The sequence below is a fragment of the Erwinia sp. 2186 genome (assembly GCF_057812255.1).
Map to the genome: position 1 here is coordinate 2152265 of NZ_CM173824.1, position 24390 is coordinate 2176654.

Genomic DNA, 24390 nt, shown 5'->3' on the forward strand with positions numbered 1-24390 from the left:
TCAGCTCACGGGAATGGTTAGTAAAAAATCCTGCGCGTTATCACTGCGGGTGCCGGTGATTTCAACCACCATGCCGCCGTCAAACGCGGATTCGTAACTGATGCCGGTCAGTTTTATGCGGGGTTCCCATTGCAGGATCGCCATATAGCAGGCCGACATAATTTGCAGGCGCAGCGCCTCGTTTTGAGGCTGGTCAATTAGCGCCGACAGCAGCGAGCCATAGCTGCGACGCATTACCCTGGTGCCGACTGGCGTCAGGAGAATGTCGCGCACCGACTGGCGAATATGCTCAATATCGGTAATGGCCTCGCCGGTATCCCGGTTCATGCCGATATATTTCACGGTCATGCCTTCGGCCCTCCTGACAGATCGGTGCCGGACTTCACGCCGTCGTGTTTATGGGAATGAACGATTACGCCGTTAGAGCTGAAGCCGCCGCCGCTGTGCTTAATGTCACCCGCCATCGTGCCGCCTTCGGTCACTTCCAGCGTGGCGGTTTTCAGCAATGCGGTACATTCAACCTCTGGCGCATCCAGCAGGATTTTTACCGCCGCCTGTATGGTCGCGGTCTTGATACCGGTCGCCTTGAGTGCGCTGGTTTCCGGTTCATACTCGATCACAGCGCCGTCGGGAAATGACCAGTGCAGTGCATCGGCCGAGGCTGACGGGGCGGGGTTTTCGTCAGAGAACACGCCGGGCAACACAAAGCCGGTATCCAGCTCGCCGCCCAGGCACAGGACAAGCACCTGTTCACCGACAGAAGGCGCATTCCATGAACGGGTGCGCCCGGCACGGGCGGTCAGCCAGTGCAGCCAGTTCGTTGTATTACTGCCGGTATCCACGCGACACAGCCCGTCCTCCAGATTGATGGCGGACACGGTGCCGATACGGATAAGATTGCGCAGCAGGCGCAGGATTTCTGGAATTTGTGAGTTCATTAGATGAGGATGCCCTTATGTCTGGGCATCCTCAATTAAGTTCTGTTTGTCTATCGATGAGCAAAAAGAGAAGGGGATATTTAATTGGCAGGGCGCTCGATTGCAATAATTTCAATTTTTGAAATATGTAAAATCTCACCTAATAACAGATATGCGTTAAGAAAAAGTGACTTAGCCTCTTCAATCGAAACATCCGCATGAACACCAGAAGAAACTCTTGAATAAAGATTAACAAGATTTTGCCTAATTTTATCTCGCCTTGATTTACTTGCCACCCTCTGATGAACAAATACATTTAATCTATTTATATGACGAGACGCATCTAATGATAGTTGATTACCACCAATTTCATATGTTCCTTCACAAGGGGGGTAAATTGAGTCTGCAAAATTATCTATAATACGGCGAACTGTAGTTAAGGCTTGGCTAACAGCCTCTCCATCACCATCAGATAGTCTACTTATGACTGATGGTATTTGCCTGATCACTTCGCCGCTTTGTTCAACTAATAATTTATCCACCTCACCTTTATAACTTTCAAAAATTGATTCAGCCAAGCTATCAAGCTCTTTAGCATAGTATATCTGAGTTACAAAATCGTGGAGAATGCCTAATACTTTACTTCGAATAGTCGTGAGCGTCGTTATAATAGAAGCAATTGAAGCTTTAAGTGTGTTATGTTCTCGGGTGATTATGATGGCATTTGAGATCCCACTTATATTGGGAGTAACCATGCTCTCAAGTTTCAATTTCTGTGTACTGATAGATGCCTCAATCCCTGCCAATGGAGTCCAATATCCTTTGTCATTTTCGCGGTCAATCCATCTTCCCGTTCTGGACATATACCTACGACCAAGCTCGTCATTAACATACCCTTTAATCTCATAACTAAGCCATTTTTGAAATTCATCAGTTCCACATAATCGTGCTAACCGCGCAGATTTAAGTATTAATGATTCACAATTTAAACGGCTCAATTCAATATCAGCTAAAAGCTCGGTAGCAAGTTCAAGCTCATGTTCAGAGCGATTAATTGGCACGGATTTCACCTTATTTTATAAAATTGAAGTAATTTCAATCTACACTTAACTGCTGGGAAATTAAAGACTCAACATCTTTCAAAAGATCAAAATCAAATCCCAGCAAAGGCCTTGCTTCATACCTAACATCTTTCCCGTTACGGGCTGGCCGGTCACGCAGGCCGTAATGATGCACGCGGGCCATGCGCTGAACGTTGCCGGTGAATTCCACCACGGCATCGTCAGCGGTGCCTTTCGCCTTCATGTATTTTGCCGTGCGAAGCTTTGCGAACATCTCGCGCTTTACCCGACCTTTCTTTTTGCGGACCGGTGCCTTGCGCGGTTTAAACGGCGTGCCGTCCGGCTCCTGCTGGCGCCTGATGTTTTGCTGCTGACCGGCGCGCAGCCGTTTCGCAATTGAGCGGGCCATCTCTTTTCGCGCAGCCGGTGACAGGTTGCCAATCAGCGCCCCCAGCCGCTCGTCGAATGCCTCCAGCCCGCTCAAAGCCGTAGCCCGCTCACAAGCTCACCGCCCGCGTAAAGCTGCGTTGGGCGGGCGTCGTTATCCGGCAACGGGTTCTCGCCGATATGGTTAACGTGCAGCGCGCCGCCTTCCTGCTTCACGATCACGCGCTCAGTCAGCTGTAAATCAATGCTGATATCACAGAGCGCGTCGCTGATAACGTCGGCTTTGAAGGTGAAGCCGGTGCGCCGCTTTTCTTCGGTTGCCATAATGTCGGGCTGGTTTTCACGCAGCCAGGCCAGCAGCGGAACAATCAGCAGATCGGGGCTGTCACCGTAATCGGTCACAACAAGATTGAGCTGATACTGATACTCAAACGACAGCGAGCTGGCGAGCGTGGAAGCAATGCGCCCGCTGTCGATAAACATATTGAGGCTGTCAGGATTTCGTTTTAGCAGCGGCACGCTGTCTGCCAGCATCTGTCGTATCTGTTGCGGTTTCAGCATCGTGCTGCTCCTGACAATCTTTAATGATTTCAACCTGCAACCCGCACGACGCGAGCGCAGCTTCTAACTGGCGGTTATCCGCCGCCAGATCGCCCTGAGATTGCAGGCTGTTGCCCGGTAGCGGGCAGCTTGTTACGCGCGGACAGCCAGTCCAGATAATCTCGGGCGTTACTGAAGGCCGGACGACTGTGCAGCCGGATAACATCAGCAGGCAGGGCAGCAGCAGACCAGTCACGCAAAGTCGGATTAGCATCGGTTTCCCTCTGTAATTGCAGTTCACGGTTAAGGGCACCGGCGCTGGCCTTGCCCTGAAGCTCACGCAGCGCGGCATCGCGCTTTCCGGTTGCCCTGGCCTCGTCATTCAGCCGGGTTATAGCTTTATCGCGGCTTTCAATTCCGGCGGACAGCGTGCCGATGATGCGCTCAGCGGCGCTCAGCTCGTTTTTCTTTACATCAAGCTGCCAGCAGGTGAAGCCAAGTGCCGCCAGCGCCACGGCCAGCGCAGCCACAAGCAGGCGCATCATGACGCCCCCTTTAAGCACCAGGCTTTCTCACGGGCGCGGCGCTTTTCGATCCCGGCATTCTTCACGCCCCTGACGTAAACCCAGCGGTCAAGCTGATCGCATGCCTGCAACCACTGCCTGCGCTTCAGGTAGCTGACCAGCGTCGACCGGCAGGCAGCGCCGGTGCCGACGTTAAACGAAAAACTGACCAGCGCGTCATACACCGGCGCGGGCATGTCATCCGGCACGCAGCCCGCAAGCTGACGTTCAACGCGCATCACGTCATACACAAGATTGACCGCCGCCTGACGCTCACTTACATGGCTCTGCGGCGTCACGCCCACGGTGTGTCCTATGCCGTTGGTCCAGACTCCGGCGCTGCACTGGTAAGGTGAGGTGCGGCAACCTTCAGCATCGGCAATCAGTTGCAGCCCACCGTCGGAAATTTTCAGAGTATTGAAGTCAGGCAGCAGCACGGCTATTGCCAGCACGGCCATAACGGCGCAGCGGTTAGCGGTCTTCAATATTCACCCCCTGCACGGTCTGCCGGTGCAGCTCATACGTTTTCCGGCGGTAGTGCCAGTTAATAAAAAACGTCGCCACGTTAATCACTAACGTCACGATGGCGACGCCGGATCCCACCATAAAGGCGATTTCCTGCGGCGTGTGGCGGGCGAACCACATCAGCACAAGCCCGATCAGGTAGTTAATCAGCGAGCTGACTTTCTCCATTTTTTTCAGTCCCACAGGTTAACGGTTTCATCCGCTGACGATTCAGGCAGGTCCGGCAACGTCACCCCGCAGCCGTGCATCAGTACCGGACCGCTTTCAGCAAGCCCCGGATTGGCGGCATAAACCAGCTCAACCGCCTGCTGCGTGCGCCCGTAGTAGCGCCAGCAAATCTGATCCACGGTGTCGCCCTGCTGCGCGTAAATAATCACAGCAGGCTCACGATGCAGCCGGAACGCCCGCCGATACGGCTGATACTGAAACGCGCATCGCGCCAGTATTCGTCCGCGCTGGCTTCAATCTCTCCGGCCTTTTTCGTGCCGCTGGCGTCATAGCCGCGATAGCGTTCGACGATTGTCGCGGCGGTCAGGGCAGAGACGGCGGCAAAATACTGCGCCACCTTTTCGCTCTCATCGTCAAAGCGTTCTGCCGGTACGTCAGACAGGGTTTTGAAGCCCGCCGCCATCTTCGCGGCGCGCCAGTCATACAGCTCGGCGTTCACTTCTGAAATCGCCGTTTTTACCGCAAGGCGCAGGCGCTGCGCGGTGACGGTGCCTTCATAGCGCAGCGTGTCGCGCAGCTGCTGAAGGTCGATATCAGGCCAGAAAAAGGTGTTCTTTACCGGCGGCTCGGCGGCATCTGCCGGTCGCGGGGCGGGTATAACAAGCATGTTCATAATCGGCCTTAAAATAGGTGGGCGGTGGAGAACGGCGCAGACACTGAAAGTGCGTTGCCGTTCTGCCGCCCGGCGCGGGGCGCTTTCGGTCAGCGGCGGGCAATAGCCTGCTTTTTCAGCTCGGTAGCCAGCCGCTCTATGTCCTTTTTGACGCCGCAGCCCTCATGCAGCTGTAGCGCCCGTGTCAGGTGTTCCATTGCATCCAAAGCCCTGCCCCCATCGCGCAGGACATACCCGGTGATTTTGTGCAGCTTGGCGCGCACCTGATCGGGCATATCTGCGGATTTCGTCAGCTCAATCGTCGCCAGCAGCGGGCCGGTATCGACCGGCGTTTTCAGCGTCCAGGCGCGGGTCGTGGCGTCGGCAACCTCTTCAGCCAGCAGGTAAGCCGTTGCATCACGCTTAAACCCGGCGGGCGGCACCAGTCCGTGCGCAATCGCGTACCGGGCAATCTCCAGCGCGCCCGGCACGTCGCCTGCATCCAGCCGCCAGATCATGACGGTCATCAGCACGGCGTCCTGTGCGCCTTTGCCCTGGCTCAGTACGCCCGTCACCCACGGCAGATACTCCGGCAGCATGTCGCGCTTGAGTTCCGCCTTGCGCTCCTGCGAGCGCACTTTCTTCAGGCGGCGCTTGTCTTCATTGAGCTTAAGCAGCATCAGCTCGTAGCCGCTGGCATGGCGCAGCGGGTTGCTGGCCTGCTGCGAGGCTTCGACAGCCTGCTGGCGCATAAGGTGACGTCGGGCAGGGCTTAACATGCGTTATGCCTCCGGGTTTTCCGCAGGGGCTTCAGCCGTGGAAGCGTCGGCCTTAACCTCGTCCGGCAAATCGGACATCGTGATTTTTTCAATCAGGCAACCGGCGGCGTAATCTTCCACCACGTAATCCTCGTTAATGGATTCGTAGTTTTCGATGCGGTCACGCTTCGCCACCTCGTCAATCAGGCGGCGGTGCGTGCCCTCCTGGAAATAAATGGACAGGTTATCGAGTCGGGTGATCAGCAGCGCATCGGCCGGGAAGTAAGGCACGCGCACGGCAGGCAGGTTGCCGATGCGTTTCTGGCTGACAATCAGATCGCCCGCCAGCGCTTCGGTGTTGGCCTGCACCTGATTAACCAGTGGGAAATACTTGTCAGCCAGCAGCTGACGCCCGCAGATAACAACCAGCTCCGGGTCTTCCTGATACCACGGCTCAATCAGGGTGTTGGTCGCATCCATCACCACGGCGTCAAGGTTCACGTAGGTGCGCCCTTTGCCAACCAGCACGCCGTCGGTCACGGTGCCGTCTTCAGCGGTGGTCTTGCTCATCACGCGTTTCGGCGCGTCGTTACGGTACTTTTGCAGCCAGCCCACGGCCACGTCCTGAAGCATCGGGTTTTTAGCACGATTGGATGTCTTCGCACGCTCAACGCCGTTGAAGCCGATCATGATGCGGTCTAGCGACTGACGCTTGATGATGGCGTCACGCAGCCGGGCCTGAAAATCTTCATAGCGCGCCCACAGATCGAGGGTGTTGTAACGGATATGGAAGTCATAGTTGACCTGCACACACTCATAGCCGGTGCTGTCCAGCGCCGAGAAATCAGCTGTTTCGCGCTCGTCGCCGCCCGCCGTGTCGGTGGTGCTGGCAATCGAACCGGATACGCCGATGCCGACCTTTTCGCCCTTCATCTCAGACACCGGCACGATATTGATACGGGTCAGGAAATCTGAGGACTCCTGCACGCGGTTCATCAGCGTTTGCGTCACTGCCGGTTCAACGGTGAATTTCTTGTTCATATCACCGGTTTCGACGTTGTTCAGCTCGGCCAGGCGGGACATGAAAGCGTTAAATTTAAAGCGGGTGTTCTGGCGCATTTGCGCTCCTGTATTCAGTTAAAGAGTGTTGCGGCCTGCTCAGCAGTCGGTCTGCACGCCGTTTTTGTTATCTGCGCCGGTTGAGGCCGGGCGACGGGTAAAGCTGCCGTCCGTTTTGCCGAGCTGCGATTGCAGTGCAGTAAAGGCGCTGCGGTCTTCACCGGCCTGCAACTCCAGCTCGTCAATCCGCCCGCTCAGGGCCAGCTCAAGCGCCGACAGCTTTTGCGTCTGCTCGTCACCGTTCTGCTGCACCTGTTCTGCTACGGCGGTAACGGCCGCGCTGACGTCGGCAAATTGCAGGTCGGCGGATTTGGTTTTCGCGGAAAACATCGCCGTTACGCGGGCCATGAGTGACGGGGCCGGATCGGCTTCTTCGGTGAATTCGATCAGAGTTTCTTCGGCGGCGGTAAACAGGTTGTCTTTGTGCTGCTTGCGGGAGGCCAGCGGATTCGCGGAAGCCGACGCGCTGAAGCTCAGAATTTCAGTGCCGAGACTCGCCGGATCGTCGGTAACGGCCAGGCCAATCAGGTACGCCTCGCCGGTGTCGGCAAACTTCGGATTCACCTCAATGGAGGTGTAGATTTTCTGGCGTGCTTTGGTCAGTCCGGCCAGCTCCGGCGTCGGGCTAATATCGCCATATAACCCCAGCTTGCCTTTCAGCGGGCCGTCTGTGATTTCTTCCGCGCTCAGGGCGGTTACGTCGCCATAACGGCGGAAAGGACTGTCAGGGGTATAACCCTTGATGTGTTCCATGTTGATGCGGGCACCGTACATGGCCGGGTTATAGTTCGCCGCCATCTGCGAAATCCAGTCACGGGAAATAACGCGGCCGTCGGTGGTTGCGCCTTCAACTGCGATACGAAAACGCTTTGCTTTAAGAGTTGCCATTAACAGGCTCCGGTCAGTGGATTGGTTCAGGTCGGGGCCAGTTTCCCCGCCACGGCGATTCCGCTCAACGAAAGCCAGCCCGCTCAGCTATCAGCAAACAGGGACAGCAGGCGCGGCTTTTTGCTCCCCGGTAGCCTTGTCGCCATGAACATGACACCAACCACCACCATCAGCGATCCGCGCCGTCAGGCCGCACTGCTTTACTGGCAGGGTTATTCCGTGCGCCAGATTGCGGAGACGCTCGGCCAGAAAACACCAACCGTGCAGAGCTGGAAGCTGCGCGACGCGTGGGAGGACATAGCGCCCATCAGTCGCGTTGAGGCCAGCATGGAGGCACGGTTAATTCAGCTCATCATGAAAGAGGTAAAGGGCAACGGGGATTACAAGGAGATAGACGCACTGGGCCGTCAGATTGAGCGGCTGGCCCGCGTCGAGCGTTACCGCAGTTCGGGTAACGAGGCGGATCTGAATCCTAACGTGCGCAACCGCAACAAGGGCGAGCGCCAGCCGGTGATTAAAAACGTTTTCAGCGAGGATCAGACCGACAAGCTGACCGGCCTGTTTATGGAAAGCTGCTTTGACTATCAGCTCAACTGGCACAAAGCCGGGCTGACCCACCGCATCCGCAATATCCTTAAGTCCCGCCAGATTGGCGCGACGTTCTACTTTGCCCGCGAGGCGCTGATTGATGCGCTGACCACCGGGCGCAACCAGATATTTTTATCCGCCAGCAAGGCGCAGGCGCACGTTTTCAAAAACTACATTATCGACTTTGCCCGGCAGGTTGATGTTGACCTGAAAGGCGACCCTATCGTGTTGCCCAACGGCGCGCGGCTTATTTTCCTCGGGACGAACGTGCGCACCGCGCAGAGCTATACCGGCAACCTGTATCTCGACGAGTATTTCTGGATCCCGAAATTCCAGGAGCTGCGCAAGGTCGCCAGCGGTATGTCGCTGCATAAAAAATGGCGCACCACCTATTTCTCCACGCCGTCGAGCCTGTCCCACAGCGCCTATCCGTTCTGGTCAGGCGAGCTGTTTAACAAGGGGCGTCGCAGCAAGGGCGATCGTATTGAGCTGGATTTATCACATTCACATCTGGCGAAAGGCACGTTATGCCCAGACGGGCAGTGGCGGCAGATTGTCACCGTTGAGGACGCGCTGTCCGGCGGATGTAACCTGTTTGACCTGGATCAGCTGTCGCTGGAGTACAGCCCGCCGGAATACCAGAACCTGCTGATGTGTGAGTTTGTCGACGACGAGGCGAGCGTGTTCCCGTTTGCCGAGTTGCAGACCTGCATGATCGACAGTCTCGAAGAATGGGCCGACTTTAACCCTTACGCGCTGCGCCCGTTTGATTACCGTCCGGTGTGGATAGGTTATGACCCGTCGCACACCGGCGACAGCGCGGGCTGTGCCGTGATTGCGCAGCCGCTCGTTGCGGGCGGCAAATTCCGCGTGCTGGAGCACCACCAGTGGCGCGGCATGGACTTTGCCGCGCAGGCGAAATCTATTGAGGACTTAACGAAAAAATATTGCGTGGAATATATCGGCGTTGATGCAACCGGCATCGGCCAGGGCGTGTTTCAGCTGGTCCGCCAGTTTTACCCGGCGGCAAGGGAGATCCGTTATTCGCCGGAGGTTAAAACCGGGATGGTACTGAAGGCAAAAGACACCATCGGCAGCGGGCGTCTGGAGTATGACGCCGGAAGCACCGATATCACGCAATCTTTCATGGCCATCCGTAAAACCATGACCGCCAGCGGCAACCGTTCGACCTACGAGGCGAGCCGCAGCGAGGACGCCAGCCACGCCGACGTCGCCTGGGCAATTATGCATGCGCTGTTAAATGAACCGCTTACCGCTGCCAGCGGCACCGCCAACCCTTCAATTCTGGAATTTTACTGATGAATAAACGCAGCCGTAAGGCATTCAAGGCACCAACTCCGGCCGCACCGGCAGCACCTCAACAGGTTGAGGCGTTCACTTTCGGCGAGCCGTCGCCGGTGATGGATAAACGCGACATACTGGATTATGCCGAGTGTCTCGGTAACGGGCGCTGGTACGAGCCGCCGGTCAGCTTCCACGGGCTGGCAAAAAGCCTGCGCGCGGCGGTGCATCACAGCTCGCCTATCTACGTTAAGCGCAACATTCTGGCCTCTACCTTTATCCCGCACCCGATGATGAGCCAGCAGGAATTCAGTAAATTTGCGCTGGATTATCTGGTATTCGGAAATGCGTTTGCCGAGCTGCGGCGTAACAGCCTGGGCGCACCGTTCAGACTGGAAACCACCCCGGCCAAGTTTACCCGCAAGGGCGTTAAGGAGTATGAATACTGGTTTGTGAACGACTGGAAAGAGCCACACCTTTTTGCAGCAGGAAGCGTGTTTCACCTTCTTGAGCCGGATATTAATCAGGAGCTTTACGGCCTCCCGGAATACCTCAGCGCGCTGAACTCCGCCTGGCTGAATGAAGCTGCCACCCTGTTTCGCCGCAAGTATTACCAGAACGGGGCGCACGCCGGTTACATCCTGTATATGACCGACGCGGCGCAGAGCAGCAGCGACGTTGACAGGATGCGTCAGGCGATGCGCGATACAAAAGGCCTGGGCAACTTCCGTAACCTGTTTATGTACGCGCCAAACGGTAAACCGGACGGAATCAAAATCCTGCCGCTCAGCGAAGTGGCAACAAAGGATGATTTCTTTAACATCAAAAAGGCCAGCCGCGACGACCTGCTTAGCGCGCACCGCGTGCCGCCACAGATGATGGGGATTATCCCCGACAACTCCGGCGGGTTCGGGGATGCGGTGAAAGCGTCACAGGTATTTGTCAGGAACGAGCTGACGCCTTTGCAGGAGCGCATGAAAGAAATCAACGACTGGATGGGGGAGGAGGTGATCGCGTTTAGGGCATATTCGCTGGAGATAACCTCAACCGACTGAACCGTGCTGTACGAACACATCCCATACACCCTCATTTGAAGAAAGAAGTGAGATTTTCACTCATAGCTAACTTCCTCCTGCATGCGTCCGCTCCCTACTGAAAGCGGACGTTACCAACCTACCGAATCAGAAGCAGATTAGTCGTTTTAACCCATCAACAGAGTGCCAAGATGACTAAATTAATATATGATAAAAATAATTCCACTATTCTGGAAATATAGTTTTAGGAGATAGCATGGATTTACAAACCGCTGCAAACGCCCTACGTGAGTTGGGACACCCGACCCGACTCAGCATATATAGAGAACTGGTCAAAGCGGGTCATGAAGGCTTGCCAGTTGGCGAACTACAGAAGCGCCTGGATATTCCTGCCTCCACGCTCAGCCATCATCTCTCTGCGTTGATGTCTGCGGCCCTCATAAGCCAGGAACGACAGAGCCGCACGCTGTTTTGCAGACCATGCTATGCGCAGCTTGAGCAGCTGATGGCTTTTCTGACTGAAGAGTGCTGCGTCGGCGGCAATGACTGCGATCTATCTATCGCCATTACACATAAAGAGACTTCATTGTGAATAACCTTAGTGATGCCCTGATCAATATCGATCCCATACTCCTGAATGCGCCCATTACGGAAGACAAATTGAATGCCGAAGAGGTGGCGCATCCACCCCGTATCCTGATGCTCTACGGCTCCCTGCGGGAACGCTCTTACAGCCGGCTCACAACTGAAGAGGCTGCCCGCTTGCTGACGTCTATGGGTGCGGAGGTTAAAATATTCAATCCGTCCGGCCTCCCGTTGCCGGATGATGCTCCGGAGACGCATCCGAAAGTCGCAGAATTGCGCGATCTGGTGATCTGGTCAGAAGGGATGGTCTGGTGCTCCCCTGAGCGTCATGGTGCCATGACGGGCATTATGAAAACACAGATTGACTGGATACCTCTGACGTCCGGGGCTGTCCGCCCGTCGCAGGGGAAAACTCTTGCCATCATGCAGGTCAGCGGTGGTTCACAGTCCTTCAACGCCGTAAATCAGATGCGCATTCTCGGACGTTGGATGCGCATGATTACCATTCCGAACCAGTCATCCGTGGCTAAAGCCTGGGCCGAGTTCGATGAGGACGGCCGCATGAAACCCTCACCGTATTACGACCGCATCGTGGACGTCATGGAGGAACTGATGAAATTCACTCTACTCACTCGCGGGCGAAGCGATTATCTGACCGACCGTTACAGCGAGAGGAAAGAGAGCGCAGCTCAGCTCTCAGAGCGGGTAAACCAGCGCAGCATATAAACAAAAGCCGGCAGATGCCGGCTTTTATTTTTCACACAAGGTATGCCTTCAACCTGATGAAAAATCAGCGACTGACGCGGTTTCCTTGCTCATCAATGATCGCTTCGCCATCCTCTTTGATAAATGCACCCTGCTGCCGGTCTGGCAGTATGTCCAGGACCACTTCGGAGGGGCGACAGAGCTTTGTTCCGAGCGGCGTCACCACCACCGGGCGATTAATCAGGATCGGATGTGCCAGCATAGCATCAAGCAGTTCGTCATCGGTGAAGCGGTCTTCCGAAAGGCCGAGCTGCTCGTATGGGTCGGTATTTTTACGCAGCAGGGCGCGTGCGCTGATGCCCATATCCACAATAAGCTTTTTAAGCTCGTCGCGGGACGGTGGAGTTTCAAGATACAGAATCACCGTGGGTTCAGTACCGCTATTGCGGATAAGCGCCAGGGTGTTGCGGGACGTCCCGCAGGCCGGGTTGTGGTAAATGGTGATGTCAGTCATGAGCGGTACTCCTTAAAGGGCTGCACATGCGCAGCCCTGGTATTAGGGTTAAAAAGACAGGCGCAGAGCCAGCGCGGCCAGCGTCACAAAAAGTACCGGCAGGGTCATCACGATGCCCACCCGGAAGTAGTAGCCCCAGCTGATAGTGATATTCTTTTGCGCCAGTACGTGCAGCCACAGCAGGGTAGCGAGGCTGCCAATGGGGGTGATTTTCGGGCCGAGGTCGCAGCCGATGATGTTGGCGTAAATCATCGCCTCCTTAACCACACCCTCAGCGGTGCTGCCGTCAATCGAAAGCGCGCCAACCAGCACGGTAGGCATGTTATTCATGACGGACGAGAGCGCCGCCGTAAGGAAACCGGTGCCTAGCGTAGCGCCCCAGACGCCGTGCTCTGCAAACCTGTTCAGGACGGCAGAAAGGTAATCGGTCATTCCGGCGTTACGAAGACCGTACACGACCAGATACATGCCCAGCGAGAAGATAACAATCTGCCAGGGCGCGCCTTTCAGCACCTTTCCGGTATCTATCACATGTCCTTTGCGGGCAACCAGCCAGAGAATAAACGCCGCTACCGCTGCCACCAGACTGACCGGCACGCCTAGCGGTTCGAGGGCAAAAAAGCCGACAAGCAGCAGGATGAGCACAATCCAACCGGTTTTAAAGGTGCGCACATCACGGATAGCTTCACGCGGCGCTTTCAGCTTCGCCAGATCATAGGTGGCTGGTATGTCCCTGCGGAAAAACAGATGCAGCATGACCAGCGTGGCGGCAACCGAAGCAATATTTACCGGTACCATGACGGAGGCGTACTCGCTAAAGCCCAGCTTAAAGAAGTCTGCCGTGACAATGTTGACCAGGTTCGACACGATGAGCGGCAGGCTGGAGGTGTCGGCGATGAAGCCCGCCGCCATCACAAACGCCAGGGTGGCTCCGGGGCTGAAGCCCAGCGCCAGCAGCATGGCGATAACGATCGGCGTCAGAATTAAAGCCGCGCCATCGTTGGCGAACAGCGCCGCGACAACTGCTCCTAACAGTACGATATAGGTGAAAAGCAGCCGGCCTTTGCCACCTCCCCATTTGGAAACGTGCAGCGCAGCCCACTCGAAAAAACCGGACTCATCGAGCAGCAGGCTGATAATGATTACCGCAATAAACGTAGCTGTGGCGTTCCAGACAATCTGCCAGACGGCCGGAATATCGTCGATGTGTACCACGCCCGTCAGTAGCGCCAGGCCGGCACCAATTACGGCACTCCAGCCAATACTGAGTCCTTTCGGCTGCCAGATAACCAGTACCAGAGTAAGGACGAAAATCGCACCTGCCAGAAACATACATTCTCCTTCAAAAATATAACTACTATTGAGACTGGATCATGAATTCACTACACGAAACACATTCGAAAAATCGAATGTATAAAGTGAAATTTTTTTACATGCAGATAGACTTGCCGTTAGTCGTCACATTATCGCGCTCAGCCTGCTGGCTGAGCTGCAAAATGTCATCCCGCTGACAGAGATAGGCTTGTTCAATTACTGCCGCTGCCCAAGCTGGCATGTGTGGCGAAAGACGATAATGGATCCATTTGCCGTCTCTCCTGTCGATTAGTAGGCCGCTCTCTCTCAATAAGGCAAGGTGCCGCGAGATTTTCGGCTGAGTTTCTTTCAGAGTAGACGAGAGTTCACAAACGCAGAGTTCACCTTTTTCACGCAGTAGCAGCACAAGATTAAGTCGTGTATCGTCAGACAAATTTTTGAAAAGTTGCAGAGGGAGCAATTGTTGCATAATGACTCCTGAGAATTGGGTTGAAACCAGTTTCAACCCTCGCAGACGTTGAGTCAATAACATATTCGAATTTTCACATTTGTTTTTTTGAGTGTTTTTAACCAGAACGTAAGTTGATTGTCATAGCTGTTAACTTTGACAGAAGGCACTATTCAGTTTTTGAGTATTCGTTTGTACTTTTCGTTCCTGGCACGAGCCAACCTCAGCGCTCAGAAACATTTGAACGATACTTTTTTCCTTCCCTCCCTGGCTGCATCATTAAACTGGCTCTGTGGTGCTGAGCAAGCCTGCCAATACATGTTTACCCCCTCAGCGCGCAATGCTATCCCCGCCACGCCTGCCCGCTTTGTAGGGCGCTTTTGATGCAGATGCATGAGAGGGTGGAAAGGGCGCCTGTGCTGGCACCCTTGAGGTTTTGAGCTGTGAGTTTTCTGATGCGAATCCATGCACTCTGAGCATGCATGACTTGTTTTAAGATTTCAGTGGTCAACCTGAAGCACCAGGCTAATGCGAATATCGGTAGATATGCATTCCATGCTCTCCTTCAGAGATCACTTTTACACGCTGTCTCTGAGCCACAATGAATTTGTTAGCTTCAGCTGGCGTAACAGGATATCCAGCAGCTTCAGCTGATTGAATAAAGTCCGCTGTGGAGATTTCTAAATGGTTACCCACCTGATGGGTAGCGTCGCGATAGGCTGCGAAGAGGGCGAAATCCTTTCTGGCCATCTAAACACTTTCATCCTGCTGCCAGACGTTCTTCACAATAATACTCAGTGTCTCTCGATCTGATTCCAACGTGAAACCGGCCATCTCTACGCCAGAGGTCGTACCCCGGCGGATGGTAATTTTTGTTCCGGGAAAAACGGCAATGACCTGCCGGTGTAGCTCGGCTTCAAAAGCCATTAATGCTTCTTGGCTTAACTTTTGTTCTTTATCAATCGTGATGTCTAAACGCATCTCAGCCCCCATTGGCATTCAATCAGCAGCGTAAAAAATTTCTTCTTCGTCCTCATAGCGAGGCTCGGTATTTGCCAAATCAGCAATCAATGTTAGTGCCAGCTCAAGATCAGACGGTTTGCAATTGGCTATCAATGACAACTCAGCGATGAACCGCATACACGCTACTTTCTTATGCATGGCGCTAATCTCATCCAGTTGCATAATCCCCCCTTGTTTAATACTGTGTATTTATACAGTATCATAGTGTTTCGTGATTTTAAAAGGATTTTACGTTGGATCTAAACCATCCTTATCTAGCTGAATTGGATGCAGTATTTTAGTCTTCGTCAAATTGGGCGCGTTGCTTTGACGATCTCAAAGCATGATTGTCTTTTAACTAATGCAAGGCGGTTTTATTCCGCTATTCTGAACTCTTGCCAGCTATCGCAAGCTTGAATCTTGTAAGCAAAGCTTCAGGGGAGCAGGGCACATTACCCTTGAAAATTGCCCCACTTCTAGCCCCACGACACCATTCGCCTGCTATTTGGGTATCAGTACCACCTATCAGCCTCATAGCGAGTCCGCGACTGATAGTTTCGCGCGTTAAATCTTTTATCTCCTGAATGGCTCTGGCGCATGCAGCTTCTGTTTTTTGATCACGGAAGAACGCCTTGGCAGTTCTTTTGGGTTCAGCAGTTCTGATTCTAGTGAGCATTTTGCGGCGTTCTTTGCGAACCATTACCCCAAAATCCCAATCTGGCACAATTTCCGGCTTCGGCGGGTCTTCAGATTCCGATCTCCCCGTACAGTTATTGACAGAACTCCGAGAGGGCGCATTCGCACCCTTGAGGTCAACCCCCAAATCAACGGCGAGTTTTGAAACAATCTTCCACTTGGTAAGGCGGGTTAAAATAGGTGTGTCGTCCCCGACTGAAGGTGCATAAACCCCTTGAATACGCGTGATTTCTTCTCCGTACTCATTCGTTTCCTGGCTTGTCTGATACCAGTTACGGGCAACCAAATCGTCACGCTTAACAAAAGGGCCACCCTGCGCGTTAACATATTCATCCCACCATCCGTGATCTGCCGCGTCATGAACAGTGCCAAAATCGACGCTTAAACCGTGCGCTGTTTCGCTGTCTTTCATTTTGCGAAGTTCGCGAAATACCGTCACCGGCGCACCACCGATAAACTGAAACTGGCGGATATGCCAACGTGCAGCCCAGGCCGAAACGGCAGGCGCAGTATCTTTAAGCTCTTTACCGCTTTCATCATCCAGTTCGCCATCAAGAGCGTAACCGTCGATATTCTTGGAAATATACTTAGCTATATAACCGGTAGCGCTGCCTTTATCCGGATCGATGGCCTCAGCATGGAATCGCGCCTTTCGGGCTTTGTCAGTGGTCAGCTCGCTGCTGTCTTCCTGATAAGCGTAATCACGCAGAATCTGACCGACCCTTTCAACATTCTCAGGAAGCATGAACATCAACATGTGCCAGTGCGGCGTTGCGTCATGGTGAGGCTCGGCAACACGAATGCCAAAAATGCGAATGTCTTCACGATGAAGTTTCGCGCGTACTTTCTGCCAGACGTTACAGAGATACCGTTGCGTATCAGCGGGGCTGGCTCCGTTCCATTTGCGGTTACGGTGACCGGTTTTGATTGTTGCGTGATAGCGGGATGGGGCGGTCACAGTATAAAACTCGCCAACGTAACCCATATCATTACAGATTTTCTCAAAGCCGCTGATGCGGTTCATCAGCTCACCACGGCGAATAGACGGATTTGCCACGCTGCCGTCGAATTTTTCGATAAGGCTTATGCGCTCCCCGGTTTCCTCGTTTTCCAAATCCAGTCCCTTTAGAAATTCGCGGGTACGACGCTTCTGCTCACGCCATTCGATAACCGTCATGCTGCTGGCGTAAGGGGTGTGTTTTTTGCTGACGTTAGCAAGGGCGATCTGAAGATGTTCGCGCCATGATGCAGCTATACGGCGCAGGCGACCTTTCCACCATTTTTCCATCTGCATACGCATAATGGCTGGTGTCACTTCTTCGGGATCAAATAAGCGCGAGGTTACTTTTTCCCAAAGGGGAGGGGTTTGCTTCAATTCACGCGTGATGCCGGCCGCCATCATGTAGATGCGGTGTGTATATTTATAGTCTGATTCGTCAACGTACTGACCATGTGCCTGGACCATTTCTGACAAAATAAAACTGGCTACATCACCGGCCAGCAGATCAACATCGGCGCGGGCCATTTCCGGCAGGCGGTTAAATCTTCTCATCAATTCCCAAAGCGTACCGGCAGCAGTTGCTGCCCTACTGTTATTTCCGGCGTTATCAGTCAACATCGTAAAGCTCCCTTTAGTCATTTCACCCAGGCGATACTGTGCATTTACCAGCTCAAGGCGTGGCAATGTCCGCTCAACGAAAGTTTTCGTTAAGTAGGCATTGGCTCGCTGAACTCCACTTTCTCTTTCCAGTTCGGCAAGGCGGCGATTAACGTCGATACGGACAAGCGCGGGTTGACCTTCCAGTAATTCGCGCGCATGCGAAACAGCCGCAATCAGCTGATCGCGGCGGTGGATTTGGTCATATGTGAGATAGGGGCTGGCGATGGCCTCCCGTGGAGCGTTCCACGGGTAGGCAAATTCCTGCGTCATGCACATGCACCATTGATTATGCCAGGATACACGGCAGGGTTTGCATGCTTAATAGCGGTGCCACATTCACGGCTAACACAGATTAGTTCTTCAGCTTTTTTGCCTTTTCCTGCCGCAACGCCAATGCTACGCGGGGCAGTAATCTGATGAAGGTCAAACTGACGGTACAAGCTTTTAACGAGCTTGGTGTTGCTGTTCGATGCTATGACCGGGTAACGGTTGGCGACATCACTCAGAACGGATGCCAGCTCATACTGTTTATCTTTACCAAAGCCGCCGCCGTGATATTCAGCAAACGTTTCATCGTATGGAGGATCGCAATAAACCACATCACCAGTCTTCAACATATCCAGCGTTTCAGTAAAATCAGCGCATATAAACTTGGCGCGCCCTGCCTTTTCGGCGAAAGCTTTGATTTCATCCAAAGGAAAATAGGGCTCATCATAATGACCAAAGGGAACGTTGAAGTTTCCCTTTTGGTTATACCGACACATGCCACGATATCCATTGCGATTCAGATAGAGGAAATATGCGGCACGCTCTAACAATGGAAGGCCGAGATGATGATTGAACATCTCACGGATTTTATAATAGCTTTCGCCTGAACGATTTTCAGAAAATGCACGACTGGCTACGATAATGAACTGCTGCGGGAAATCTTTAATTTGACGATACAGATTAATCAAATCAGGATTTACGTCAGCCACCAGATAAGCCGGGTAATCTGTATTCATCATCACTGCGCACGAACCTGCAAAAGGTTCCACCAGTCGATCACCCGTTGGCAGATGCTTGTTGATTTCATGCATGATGCGGGACTTACTTCCCGGCCATTTTAAAACTGTCCCATTCATTGAGAATCCTCATTGCGTTTTTTTGTTAAATATTCCAGTAGCTTTCTTTGACGCAGCGGTTGCAAATCAGCAGCAGCTTGAGAACAAACTGGTAAAAGGCGTTCGAACATTTCACCCATGTCACCTATGTTGTTAATTTCCAGTCGGTGAATTGAAATACCGATACAGTCGCAAATCAGATCGCGGGCAAGCAACATCTCAGATTTATAAATTGCCAAAACTTCTGGCACCTGAACTCGCTGACCTTCTACTGAGCGCCATGCCATGCGCTCCAGTGCCAATGCGCCTGTATCTGCAACAGATATTGCGTGAGAGTTACCAATTATGATTCTCAATATCAGCACCCTTTGTAATGCACGCTTTTCAGCTCAGTAACTTCCTGACAGGTCACGCATCGCTCAACACCAATAATCGCCCGGCGGCGCGCTTCAGATATTTCATCACCGCATTCCAGACAGAAAAACTCGCTAACTCTGACAGGGCGGTGGATTGCGTTGGCAACGTGGCGGGCTAGCTCTTCCTCTACGCGGGCCTGAACGATATCCATAGAATCAGCCATTAGTGCAGCTCCTGTGATTCATTTTCAAAACGCTGAGCTTCCTGACGTAATAATTCAGCCACTTCTTTATGACTCATCTCTTTGCGTGTAATAACAATTGCCAGCGCTTCTAGGCGAATTGATACAGCCAGCGCTTTATCTTTTCGTTCTTCAGAACGGGCTTCTATCAGTAATTGATTCAGGTGCAAGTCATTGGCTGACTGCATTACTTCTGATTTATTCATTGTGCTTCTCCTGATTTCGGGCAAAAGAATGCCCGGCGTGCTTACGCCATTGATTTAGAGATTGGTTATTTATTCAGATAAAAAACTGTCTGCGACTGAAAACTGACGGGGGAGAATACGGCCCCAGCGACACATTTTATTCATCGCTCTGATAATCATTTCGCGCTGAGTCTCAGTGAAACTTTCAAACGGCCTGCCTATTTCATCCTGCCTGAATGTTGTCGGGCGTTCGCGGTTTGCCAGGGTCATTACACAGAATTTAAATTCTTCATTCTGGCGGTTGAAATAACGAAGCGCTGGGTTGTCATTGTTCTTACGCATTCTGCGCCACGCCTGCTGAAACTCGCTGAAAGACATTCTCTCAACGGTATCAACACGAGCATGTACAAGGTGAATTTGCGTAAATGGCTTTTCCGGTTGCCCGGTGGTTACTGCCAGTGCGGTACGCCCCATATTAACCCCCAACCTTAAGAATGAATTTGAGCGTTGGCTTTTGTTTCTGTGTAAGCCCACGCATCAGAGCTTTCTGGTCATTACTTGGGTGCCAGCGCTTTCCGTATTTACCCATAATCCAGCCGTGACCGTAAGCAGGTGATGGATTCTGACGCTTAAGCAATGATGCAAAGGAAATCATATTGTTTACCTCAGCTCAGGCCCATTGACGCGCCTATCCCGCTGATTGCATCAACGGTGCTGGCAAGAGTCGGGTTTGACTGGACGCGCGCATGAACGGTTAAGCCGATAAGCGACAGGCAGCGAATGCCTGCGTTAACGTTTTCCATAAAAGCGCTGGTGCGTGAGGCTGTCATTCTTTCGCCAGAAACTGTAGCAGCTGCAACTTTCCCCAACTCAGCGGTTGCCTGCATAACGTAATGCGTCATACGTTCGGCAACAGCTTCATTCATGGGCACTGCTGGCAGACATTTCATCTGTGCCAACAGGCCATCGATGAGCGTAGCGTCTTCAGTAACGTCTGTTAGCGTCGCGATTTCTAGTGCAGTTAATTGATGCACCTGATCAGGATTTAACTTGTTACGAAGCGTTTGATGGTTCATGCCGATCTGGTCAGCCAACTTACGAAGATTGTGACGTGAAGCGAAGGCCCGGCAGGCATTTTCATAATGCGAATGTTGAGAAACCTGAAAATCAAACATGGAGTTAGCTCCTTGAGCTTGCATAATCAAGTTAAGGTTTGATGTAACGGCAATTAATCGCATGCTGGCGATTCTTTTCTCGCCAAGCAGCTACATTAATTAAAGCGTTGCCATGCTTTTCCATCACGTCGGTACGAGTGCGGCCTGTTGTTTTGCATTCCACAATTCGTTTAACAGTGCTGGTTGGGGTAGGTGCGAGGAGAATAACGCCGTTGGCAATCCACTTCTCTACTACCGACTTACTGATACCATTGGCAGCCGCGAAATCTTCTTTCGACATGGTTGCAGATGTGTTCAATGCGATAGCTTTTTCAACTGCGAGGTTTACCGCTGCGCTCAGGGCTGGCATCAATGCTGATGCGATGTTTGCCAGTAGTTCAGGTGAGTGTAGTAAGTCAAATGAGTTCTGACTGTTTGCATTTTGAGTATGCATAAAGCAATATCTCCCGTGGGTCGTTTTGTTCTATGGTGTTTCATGTGGTGTGGTACATCCTAGATCAACAAATGGCGTTTAGTAAACAACAATTGTTTATTTATTTGGTGGCTTATGGATTTTACCGAAGGGACGGCGCTAGAAATCGTCGAGCGTTTGTCTTCTGCCTATAGCGTGTCAACTCAGAAAGCTTTGGCAGAGTGCTTAGGTGTACCTGCCGCAAACGTCAGCAACTGGGTTCAGCGTGACAGCGTGCCCGGCAGTGCATTCGTGAAATGTGCATTGGATACCGGTAGTGACCTTCACTGGCTTACGACCGGCAAACTTGCAAATGCAAATCTGGGTGTTGAGCATGAGTCTCCTAAAGGTGAGGCCCTTTACAATAAAATCATTTCAAATGGTGGCAAGCCGGTACTTCGCAGGATAATGGACGCCTACGGTTTCAACCTGCAAAAGCAACTTTGTGAACTGCTTGGGATATCTTCAGGCACTGTTAGCACCTGGGTACGTAGAGATTACTTCCCTGGTGATGTAGTTGTAACTTGTGCGCTTGATACTGGAGTATCGCTGAATTGGTTGGCTACTGGTGAAGGTTCCGCAATTAAAAAAAATACTGAAGATGAAGGTCTTCATGACAAGACAATAAAGATAAAAAAAACAAAACTTATAGCCGGAAAACTAATTGAAGATGATTGGTATTACTTCGATTTTAATTTTATACCATCCGGCATAGAACAACCCATTCTTGTCGAGTCTGCATCAGCATCTTGGCTGTGTGACTTCTCCAGATCCGATATCAGTAACGGACGATGGATTATTGATATTGATGGTAATTGTGATGTTTATGACGTTTCAAGAATACCGGGAAATAAAATTAGCATTGTTGGCAAAGGCTCTAGTTTTGAATGCAGTGCTAATGAAGTGACACCTATGGGTGTCGTTATAAAAACGTTTGAAAATAATATTTGAAGGTTGAAAAGGAAATCAGAATGAAAAAGTTTTTTAAATGGGTGCTTTATGTTTTTATTGGACTGATAGTGATTGGTTACTTGGTTGGTAAAGACAAAGACACTGGCAGCTCTACTTCTACACAAACAGAACAAACATCAGAGTCTTCACAACCAACGAAGCCTCAGAAGGAAATATATCAAATTTCTGCTAGCAAACTTTTCAGTGCCTATGATGAGAATGAAGTTGCTACTGATGAAGACATCAAAGGTAAGTTGGTTGCGGTAACCGGTATTGTTCAGTCAATTGATAAGGATTTCACTGACTCGATTATAATCAGCCTTAAAACATCTAATCAGTTCATGCCGGCCAGAATGGAAATGAAGGATTCAGAAAAAGGGACCGCCTTAAAGCTGAAAAAAGGTAAGCAAGTGGTTATCACTTGTGACCGCATGTCGCGTGTCGTTGGCGCACCGTCAGGAAGAAGCTGCGTATTCAACTAAGGCAAAAATTCTCAGTAGTCATTTCATCGCCACTTGATGACGTAACCGAATGATTTAAAAGACCGAGTTTAGTATTCGGTCTTTTTTTTGGTTGGTATTTGGAACAGCGACAACACGGCACCTGATGCGCCTGGTAAATTGGGTGCGATTAGATAGTCGGGTTGGGTGAGACCCTGCATCCGATTGTCGTTTACTGGTAGAAAAACAGGCAAAGCATATCGCCCTTATGTCAGTTATTCGAACAGCCAGCATCCCGCATTTGCAGACTCAATAAACATTTCCAGGGTAAGTGGCTTTTTGCCCTGATTCTCCGGCTTGCGCGAAAAACACGAAGGAGTTTTCCAGGGAAAATACGAGTTAAGCGTAAAACCTTTGGATTGCACGTTAAATTCCCTGAAGAATTTCTCAGACATTTCAGCGATATCGTCGGCTTCATAGAGTTCTTGTAAGATATCACCATCTTTGATGTCGATTTTATTGAGAAGGAACGTCGTCACTAATGGTAGCTCACGCCGTACTGAAGCAGCTGTATCATACATATCACTCACCAGATTTTATCCTGAGGGCGCACAAGAAGATTATAACGATGCACAGTACGAAAGCTGATTTGTGCAATATCCTTGCCCAGAATGACCCATCCCACCACTGGCACGGTACGGCCTACAAACGCGCCCAGATTCGCTATTTTTTTATGGATCTTTCCCCACAAATAGTGTCTTTTAACAGCCAAGAAAATCGTCTTTCAGGGAGCACGTGATGATCACCGTTTTAGCGCTATTGGGTTTGATTTTGGGCGCATGGTCTGTTCGCAGTATCTGCATCAAGCAGCAAAGCAACATCAAGAAGCTGGTTAAATCTTTCGTTGCCGCATTCTACTTCCTGGCATTTGGTGGGCTGAGCAGTGAGGATATCAATAAGATGCCTGTCGCTATCGTCATGCTGTTACTCGGTGCGGCAATACAGTGGTATGCAAATCGCCGCTATAAAACCCCTGAAGAATAATGCATCCGGCAGGGGCTCAATAACTCAACGAGTAGGCTGATATTCCATCAGCATTTCATGGGTAACCGACGCCCCGCCGCAGACAATCACCAACACGTTATCTTCAGGCTTGAAGCCGATCCGGTTTTTATACATCAACGATAAAGACGCGCCACACGCAGGTTCAACCAATACGCGATGATCGTTAAGGAACAGTTTGCAGGCTTCGACCGTTTCGTCGTCGGACACCAGCAAACTCTTTACATCAAACTGCTGACTAACGTTAAACGCATTTTCGCAAACCTGACTCGCCGCCAACGTGGTGGCAATGCCGCTGACCTGTTCAAGACGGACCAATTTCTTCGCCTGCATCGACGCATTCAGCGAGGCCGTACCAAAGGTTTCCGCAACATATATCGGGATGTTTTTAAGCTGATGTTTTTCCAGCCCCAGCGCGATACCCGATAGCAAACTGCCGCCACCCACCGAAAGCACCACAGCATCCGGGATCACGCCAGCCTCAATCACTTCATCGATCAGGGTGCTGATGCCTTGCCACAACAGCGGGTTATCAAATGGATGCACATAAACGTTGGTGTCGGAAGTTAATGACAAGGCATGATCGTTGGCCTCACTCCAGTTGCGGCCATGCACAATCAGCTGGGCGCCTTCCTGCAGGATCAGCTGCCGTGCGCGGGACGAGGTCGTCTCGGGTACTACCACCGTCACCGGGATATTTAGCTGTCGGCCACTGTGCGCTACCGCGATGCCGGCATTACCGCCTGACGAACTGACAAACCCTTTGGCACCTTTGGCCGCATAAAACTGGCAGGCGTGGCTGGCGCTACGCAGCTTGAAAGAGCCGCTCGGATGGGCCGACTCCATCTTTAGCCAGACGTTACACTGGTTTAACTGACTCAGCGGGAGGGAAGAAATCAGGGGCGTTTGCAGCGAAATAGTCATCGTGGGAGGTGTGCCTTATATGCGACTTTCCAACAGGTTAGCCTCAAACAATAGCTTTTCACCGTTGGAAAGTCA

Annotated in this window: 36 protein-coding genes and 2 pseudogenes; 7 read left to right on the forward strand and 31 right to left on the reverse strand. The window is 52.0% G+C overall.

Features of this window, described 5'->3' with window-relative positions; translation table 11 throughout:
* The 14 genes and pseudogenes from ACXKZG_RS09905 to ACXKZG_RS09970 all read right to left on the reverse strand — a co-directional run bounded on the left by ACXKZG_RS09905 (nt 1) and on the right by ACXKZG_RS09970 (nt 7578).
* A complete protein-coding gene (locus ACXKZG_RS09905) occupies nt 1–348 on the reverse strand; it encodes a GPW/gp25 family protein (RefSeq protein ID WP_488876123.1) in 348 nt (115 codons plus the stop codon).
* A complete protein-coding gene (locus ACXKZG_RS09910; RefSeq protein WP_488876124.1) occupies nt 345–938 on the reverse strand; it encodes a phage baseplate assembly protein V in 594 nt (197 codons plus the stop codon). Before ACXKZG_RS09910 ends, ACXKZG_RS09905 begins: the two co-directional genes overlap by 4 nt.
* 80 nt (nt 939–1018) lie before the next feature.
* On the reverse strand, nt 1019–1978 hold the full coding sequence (locus ACXKZG_RS09915; RefSeq protein WP_488876125.1) for an AbiTii domain-containing protein: 960 nt from the start codon (nt 1976–1978) through the stop codon (nt 1019–1021).
* A gap of 34 nt (nt 1979–2012) precedes the next feature.
* Entirely contained in the window at nt 2013–2462 is a 450-nt protein-coding gene (locus ACXKZG_RS09920; protein WP_488876126.1) for a phage virion morphogenesis protein, read from the reverse strand.
* Nucleotides 2459–2926 (reverse strand): phage tail protein, encoded by a 468-nt coding sequence (locus ACXKZG_RS09925; protein WP_488876127.1) that lies wholly within the window; start codon nt 2924–2926, stop codon nt 2459–2461. Before ACXKZG_RS09925 ends, ACXKZG_RS09920 begins: the two co-directional genes overlap by 4 nt.
* A complete protein-coding gene (gene lysC, locus ACXKZG_RS09930; RefSeq protein ID WP_488876128.1) occupies nt 2859–3179 on the reverse strand; it encodes an Rz1-like lysis system protein LysC in 321 nt (106 codons plus the stop codon). The genes ACXKZG_RS09925 and lysC overlap by 68 nt, the downstream gene beginning before the upstream one ends.
* Nucleotides 3100–3450, reverse strand: a pseudogene (locus tag ACXKZG_RS09935) (Rz-like lysis system protein LysB); the annotation flags it as partial. The gene lysC and the pseudogene ACXKZG_RS09935, both read right to left, overlap by 80 nt.
* Nucleotides 3447–3926, reverse strand: coding sequence for a lysozyme (locus tag ACXKZG_RS09940; protein ID WP_488876248.1), 480 nt, complete (start codon nt 3924–3926; stop codon nt 3447–3449). The pseudogene ACXKZG_RS09935 and the gene ACXKZG_RS09940, both read right to left, overlap by 4 nt.
* Nucleotides 3927–3939: 13 nt before the next feature.
* A complete protein-coding gene (locus tag ACXKZG_RS09945) occupies nt 3940–4161 on the reverse strand; it encodes a phage holin family protein (RefSeq protein ID WP_053140793.1) in 222 nt (73 codons plus the stop codon).
* A gap of 5 nt (nt 4162–4166) precedes the next feature.
* Entirely contained in the window at nt 4167–4370 is a 204-nt protein-coding gene (locus tag ACXKZG_RS09950; RefSeq protein WP_488876129.1) for a tail protein X, read from the reverse strand.
* Nucleotides 4367–4834: a head completion/stabilization protein gene (locus ACXKZG_RS09955; protein ID WP_488876130.1), complete on the reverse strand. Its 468-nt coding sequence runs from the start codon at nt 4832–4834 to the stop codon at nt 4367–4369. The genes ACXKZG_RS09950 and ACXKZG_RS09955 overlap by 4 nt, the downstream gene beginning before the upstream one ends.
* A gap of 89 nt (nt 4835–4923) precedes the next feature.
* The gene (locus ACXKZG_RS09960) at nt 4924–5592 is read right to left on the reverse strand and encodes a phage terminase small subunit (RefSeq protein ID WP_488876131.1); all 669 of its coding nucleotides are present in this window, start codon (nt 5590–5592) and stop codon (nt 4924–4926) included.
* Nucleotides 5593–5595: 3 nt separating this feature from the next.
* The gene (locus ACXKZG_RS09965; protein WP_488876132.1) at nt 5596–6690 is read right to left on the reverse strand and encodes a phage major capsid protein, P2 family; all 1095 of its coding nucleotides are present in this window, start codon (nt 6688–6690) and stop codon (nt 5596–5598) included.
* A gap of 39 nt (nt 6691–6729) precedes the next feature.
* On the reverse strand, nt 6730–7578 hold the full coding sequence (locus tag ACXKZG_RS09970; RefSeq protein WP_488876133.1) for a GPO family capsid scaffolding protein: 849 nt from the start codon (nt 7576–7578) through the stop codon (nt 6730–6732).
* Nucleotides 7579–7722: 144 nt separating this feature from the next.
* Between ACXKZG_RS09970 and ACXKZG_RS09975 the strand changes: the two genes are divergently transcribed.
* The 4 genes from ACXKZG_RS09975 to arsH all read left to right on the forward strand — a co-directional run bounded on the left by ACXKZG_RS09975 (nt 7723) and on the right by arsH (nt 11813).
* Entirely contained in the window at nt 7723–9486 is a 1764-nt protein-coding gene (locus tag ACXKZG_RS09975) for a terminase ATPase subunit family protein (protein ID WP_488876134.1), read from the forward strand.
* Nucleotides 9486–10523: a phage portal protein gene (locus ACXKZG_RS09980; RefSeq protein ID WP_488876135.1), complete on the forward strand. Its 1038-nt coding sequence runs from the start codon at nt 9486–9488 to the stop codon at nt 10521–10523. Before ACXKZG_RS09975 ends, ACXKZG_RS09980 begins: the two co-directional genes overlap by 1 nt.
* A 235-nt stretch (nt 10524–10758) precedes the next feature.
* The gene (locus ACXKZG_RS09985; RefSeq protein WP_488876136.1) at nt 10759–11094 is read left to right on the forward strand and encodes an ArsR/SmtB family transcription factor; all 336 of its coding nucleotides are present in this window, start codon (nt 10759–10761) and stop codon (nt 11092–11094) included.
* 26 nt (nt 11095–11120) lie between these two features.
* Nucleotides 11121–11813, forward strand: coding sequence for an arsenical resistance protein ArsH (arsH, locus tag ACXKZG_RS09990; protein WP_488876249.1), 693 nt, complete (start codon nt 11121–11123; stop codon nt 11811–11813).
* A gap of 64 nt (nt 11814–11877) precedes the next feature.
* Here the strand turns inward: arsH and arsC are convergent, their stop codons facing one another.
* From arsC to ACXKZG_RS10060, 14 genes are all read right to left on the reverse strand, one after another.
* On the reverse strand, nt 11878–12306 hold the full coding sequence (arsC, locus tag ACXKZG_RS09995) for a glutaredoxin-dependent arsenate reductase (protein ID WP_488876137.1): 429 nt from the start codon (nt 12304–12306) through the stop codon (nt 11878–11880).
* Nucleotides 12307–12354: 48 nt separating this feature from the next.
* A complete protein-coding gene (locus tag ACXKZG_RS10000) occupies nt 12355–13638 on the reverse strand; it encodes an arsenic transporter (protein WP_488876138.1) in 1284 nt (427 codons plus the stop codon).
* A gap of 97 nt (nt 13639–13735) precedes the next feature.
* Nucleotides 13736–14089: a metalloregulator ArsR/SmtB family transcription factor gene (locus ACXKZG_RS10005; RefSeq protein WP_488876139.1), complete on the reverse strand. Its 354-nt coding sequence runs from the start codon at nt 14087–14089 to the stop codon at nt 13736–13738.
* Nucleotides 14090–14818: 729 nt separating this feature from the next.
* On the reverse strand, nt 14819–15049 hold the full coding sequence (locus ACXKZG_RS10010; RefSeq protein ID WP_488876140.1) for a DinI-like family protein: 231 nt from the start codon (nt 15047–15049) through the stop codon (nt 14819–14821).
* Nucleotides 15050–15067: 18 nt separating this feature from the next.
* The gene (locus tag ACXKZG_RS10015; RefSeq protein WP_488876141.1) at nt 15068–15253 is read right to left on the reverse strand and encodes a hypothetical protein; all 186 of its coding nucleotides are present in this window, start codon (nt 15251–15253) and stop codon (nt 15068–15070) included.
* 199 nt (nt 15254–15452) lie between these two features.
* Nucleotides 15453–17696, reverse strand: coding sequence for a replication endonuclease (locus ACXKZG_RS10020; protein WP_488876142.1), 2244 nt, complete (start codon nt 17694–17696; stop codon nt 15453–15455).
* The gene (locus tag ACXKZG_RS10025; RefSeq protein WP_488876143.1) at nt 17693–18550 is read right to left on the reverse strand and encodes a DNA adenine methylase; all 858 of its coding nucleotides are present in this window, start codon (nt 18548–18550) and stop codon (nt 17693–17695) included. The genes ACXKZG_RS10020 and ACXKZG_RS10025 overlap by 4 nt, the downstream gene beginning before the upstream one ends.
* The gene (locus ACXKZG_RS10030; protein ID WP_488876144.1) at nt 18547–18885 is read right to left on the reverse strand and encodes a hypothetical protein; all 339 of its coding nucleotides are present in this window, start codon (nt 18883–18885) and stop codon (nt 18547–18549) included. Before ACXKZG_RS10030 ends, ACXKZG_RS10025 begins: the two co-directional genes overlap by 4 nt.
* Before the next feature lie 2 nt (nt 18886–18887).
* Nucleotides 18888–19109: a TraR/DksA family transcriptional regulator gene (locus ACXKZG_RS10035; protein WP_488876145.1), complete on the reverse strand. Its 222-nt coding sequence runs from the start codon at nt 19107–19109 to the stop codon at nt 18888–18890.
* Nucleotides 19109–19333 (reverse strand): DUF2732 family protein, encoded by a 225-nt coding sequence (locus ACXKZG_RS10040; protein ID WP_488876146.1) that lies wholly within the window; start codon nt 19331–19333, stop codon nt 19109–19111. Before ACXKZG_RS10040 ends, ACXKZG_RS10035 begins: the two co-directional genes overlap by 1 nt.
* Nucleotides 19334–19402: 69 nt before the next feature.
* Nucleotides 19403–19786, reverse strand: a complete 384-nt coding sequence (locus ACXKZG_RS10045; protein WP_488876147.1) for a hypothetical protein — start codon at nt 19784–19786, stop codon at nt 19403–19405.
* A 1-nt stretch (nt 19787) separates the two neighbouring features.
* Nucleotides 19788–19967, reverse strand: a complete 180-nt coding sequence (locus ACXKZG_RS10050) for a phage filamentation protein Fil family protein (RefSeq protein ID WP_488876148.1) — start codon at nt 19965–19967, stop codon at nt 19788–19790.
* Between the two features lie 10 nt (nt 19968–19977).
* Nucleotides 19978–20487, reverse strand: coding sequence for a phage regulatory CII family protein (locus ACXKZG_RS10055; RefSeq protein ID WP_488876149.1), 510 nt, complete (start codon nt 20485–20487; stop codon nt 19978–19980).
* Nucleotides 20488–20518: 31 nt separating this feature from the next.
* Nucleotides 20519–20920 carry a hypothetical protein gene (locus ACXKZG_RS10060; protein WP_488876150.1) on the reverse strand — a complete coding sequence of 134 codons (402 nt, stop codon included), beginning with the start codon at nt 20918–20920 and terminating at the stop codon, nt 20519–20521.
* A gap of 114 nt (nt 20921–21034) precedes the next feature.
* Here ACXKZG_RS10060 and ACXKZG_RS10065 point away from each other — a divergent pair, with 114 nt between their 5' ends.
* Nucleotides 21035–21889: a phage repressor protein CI gene (locus tag ACXKZG_RS10065; RefSeq protein ID WP_488876151.1), complete on the forward strand. Its 855-nt coding sequence runs from the start codon at nt 21035–21037 to the stop codon at nt 21887–21889.
* 20 nt (nt 21890–21909) lie between these two features.
* Nucleotides 21910–22371: an OB-fold protein gene (locus tag ACXKZG_RS10070; protein ID WP_488876152.1), complete on the forward strand. Its 462-nt coding sequence runs from the start codon at nt 21910–21912 to the stop codon at nt 22369–22371.
* Nucleotides 22372–22604: 233 nt separating this feature from the next.
* Here the strand turns inward: ACXKZG_RS10070 and ACXKZG_RS10075 are convergent, their stop codons facing one another.
* On the reverse strand, nt 22605–22910 hold the full coding sequence (locus ACXKZG_RS10075; protein ID WP_488876250.1) for a DUF1493 family protein: 306 nt from the start codon (nt 22908–22910) through the stop codon (nt 22605–22607).
* 5 nt (nt 22911–22915) lie between these two features.
* Nucleotides 22916–23056 (reverse strand): annotated as a pseudogene (locus tag ACXKZG_RS10080) (STM2901 family protein); the annotation flags it as partial.
* A 71-nt stretch (nt 23057–23127) separates the two neighbouring features.
* Between ACXKZG_RS10080 and ACXKZG_RS10085 the strand changes: the two are divergent.
* Nucleotides 23128–23373, forward strand: a complete 246-nt coding sequence (locus ACXKZG_RS10085; RefSeq protein ID WP_265910683.1) for a hypothetical protein — start codon at nt 23128–23130, stop codon at nt 23371–23373.
* 24 nt (nt 23374–23397) lie between these two features.
* Here ACXKZG_RS10085 and ACXKZG_RS10090 read toward each other — a convergent pair whose 3' ends face one another.
* The gene (locus ACXKZG_RS10090) at nt 23398–24315 is read right to left on the reverse strand and encodes a pyridoxal-phosphate dependent enzyme (protein ID WP_346567511.1); all 918 of its coding nucleotides are present in this window, start codon (nt 24313–24315) and stop codon (nt 23398–23400) included.
* Nucleotides 24316–24390 lie beyond the last annotated feature (75 nt).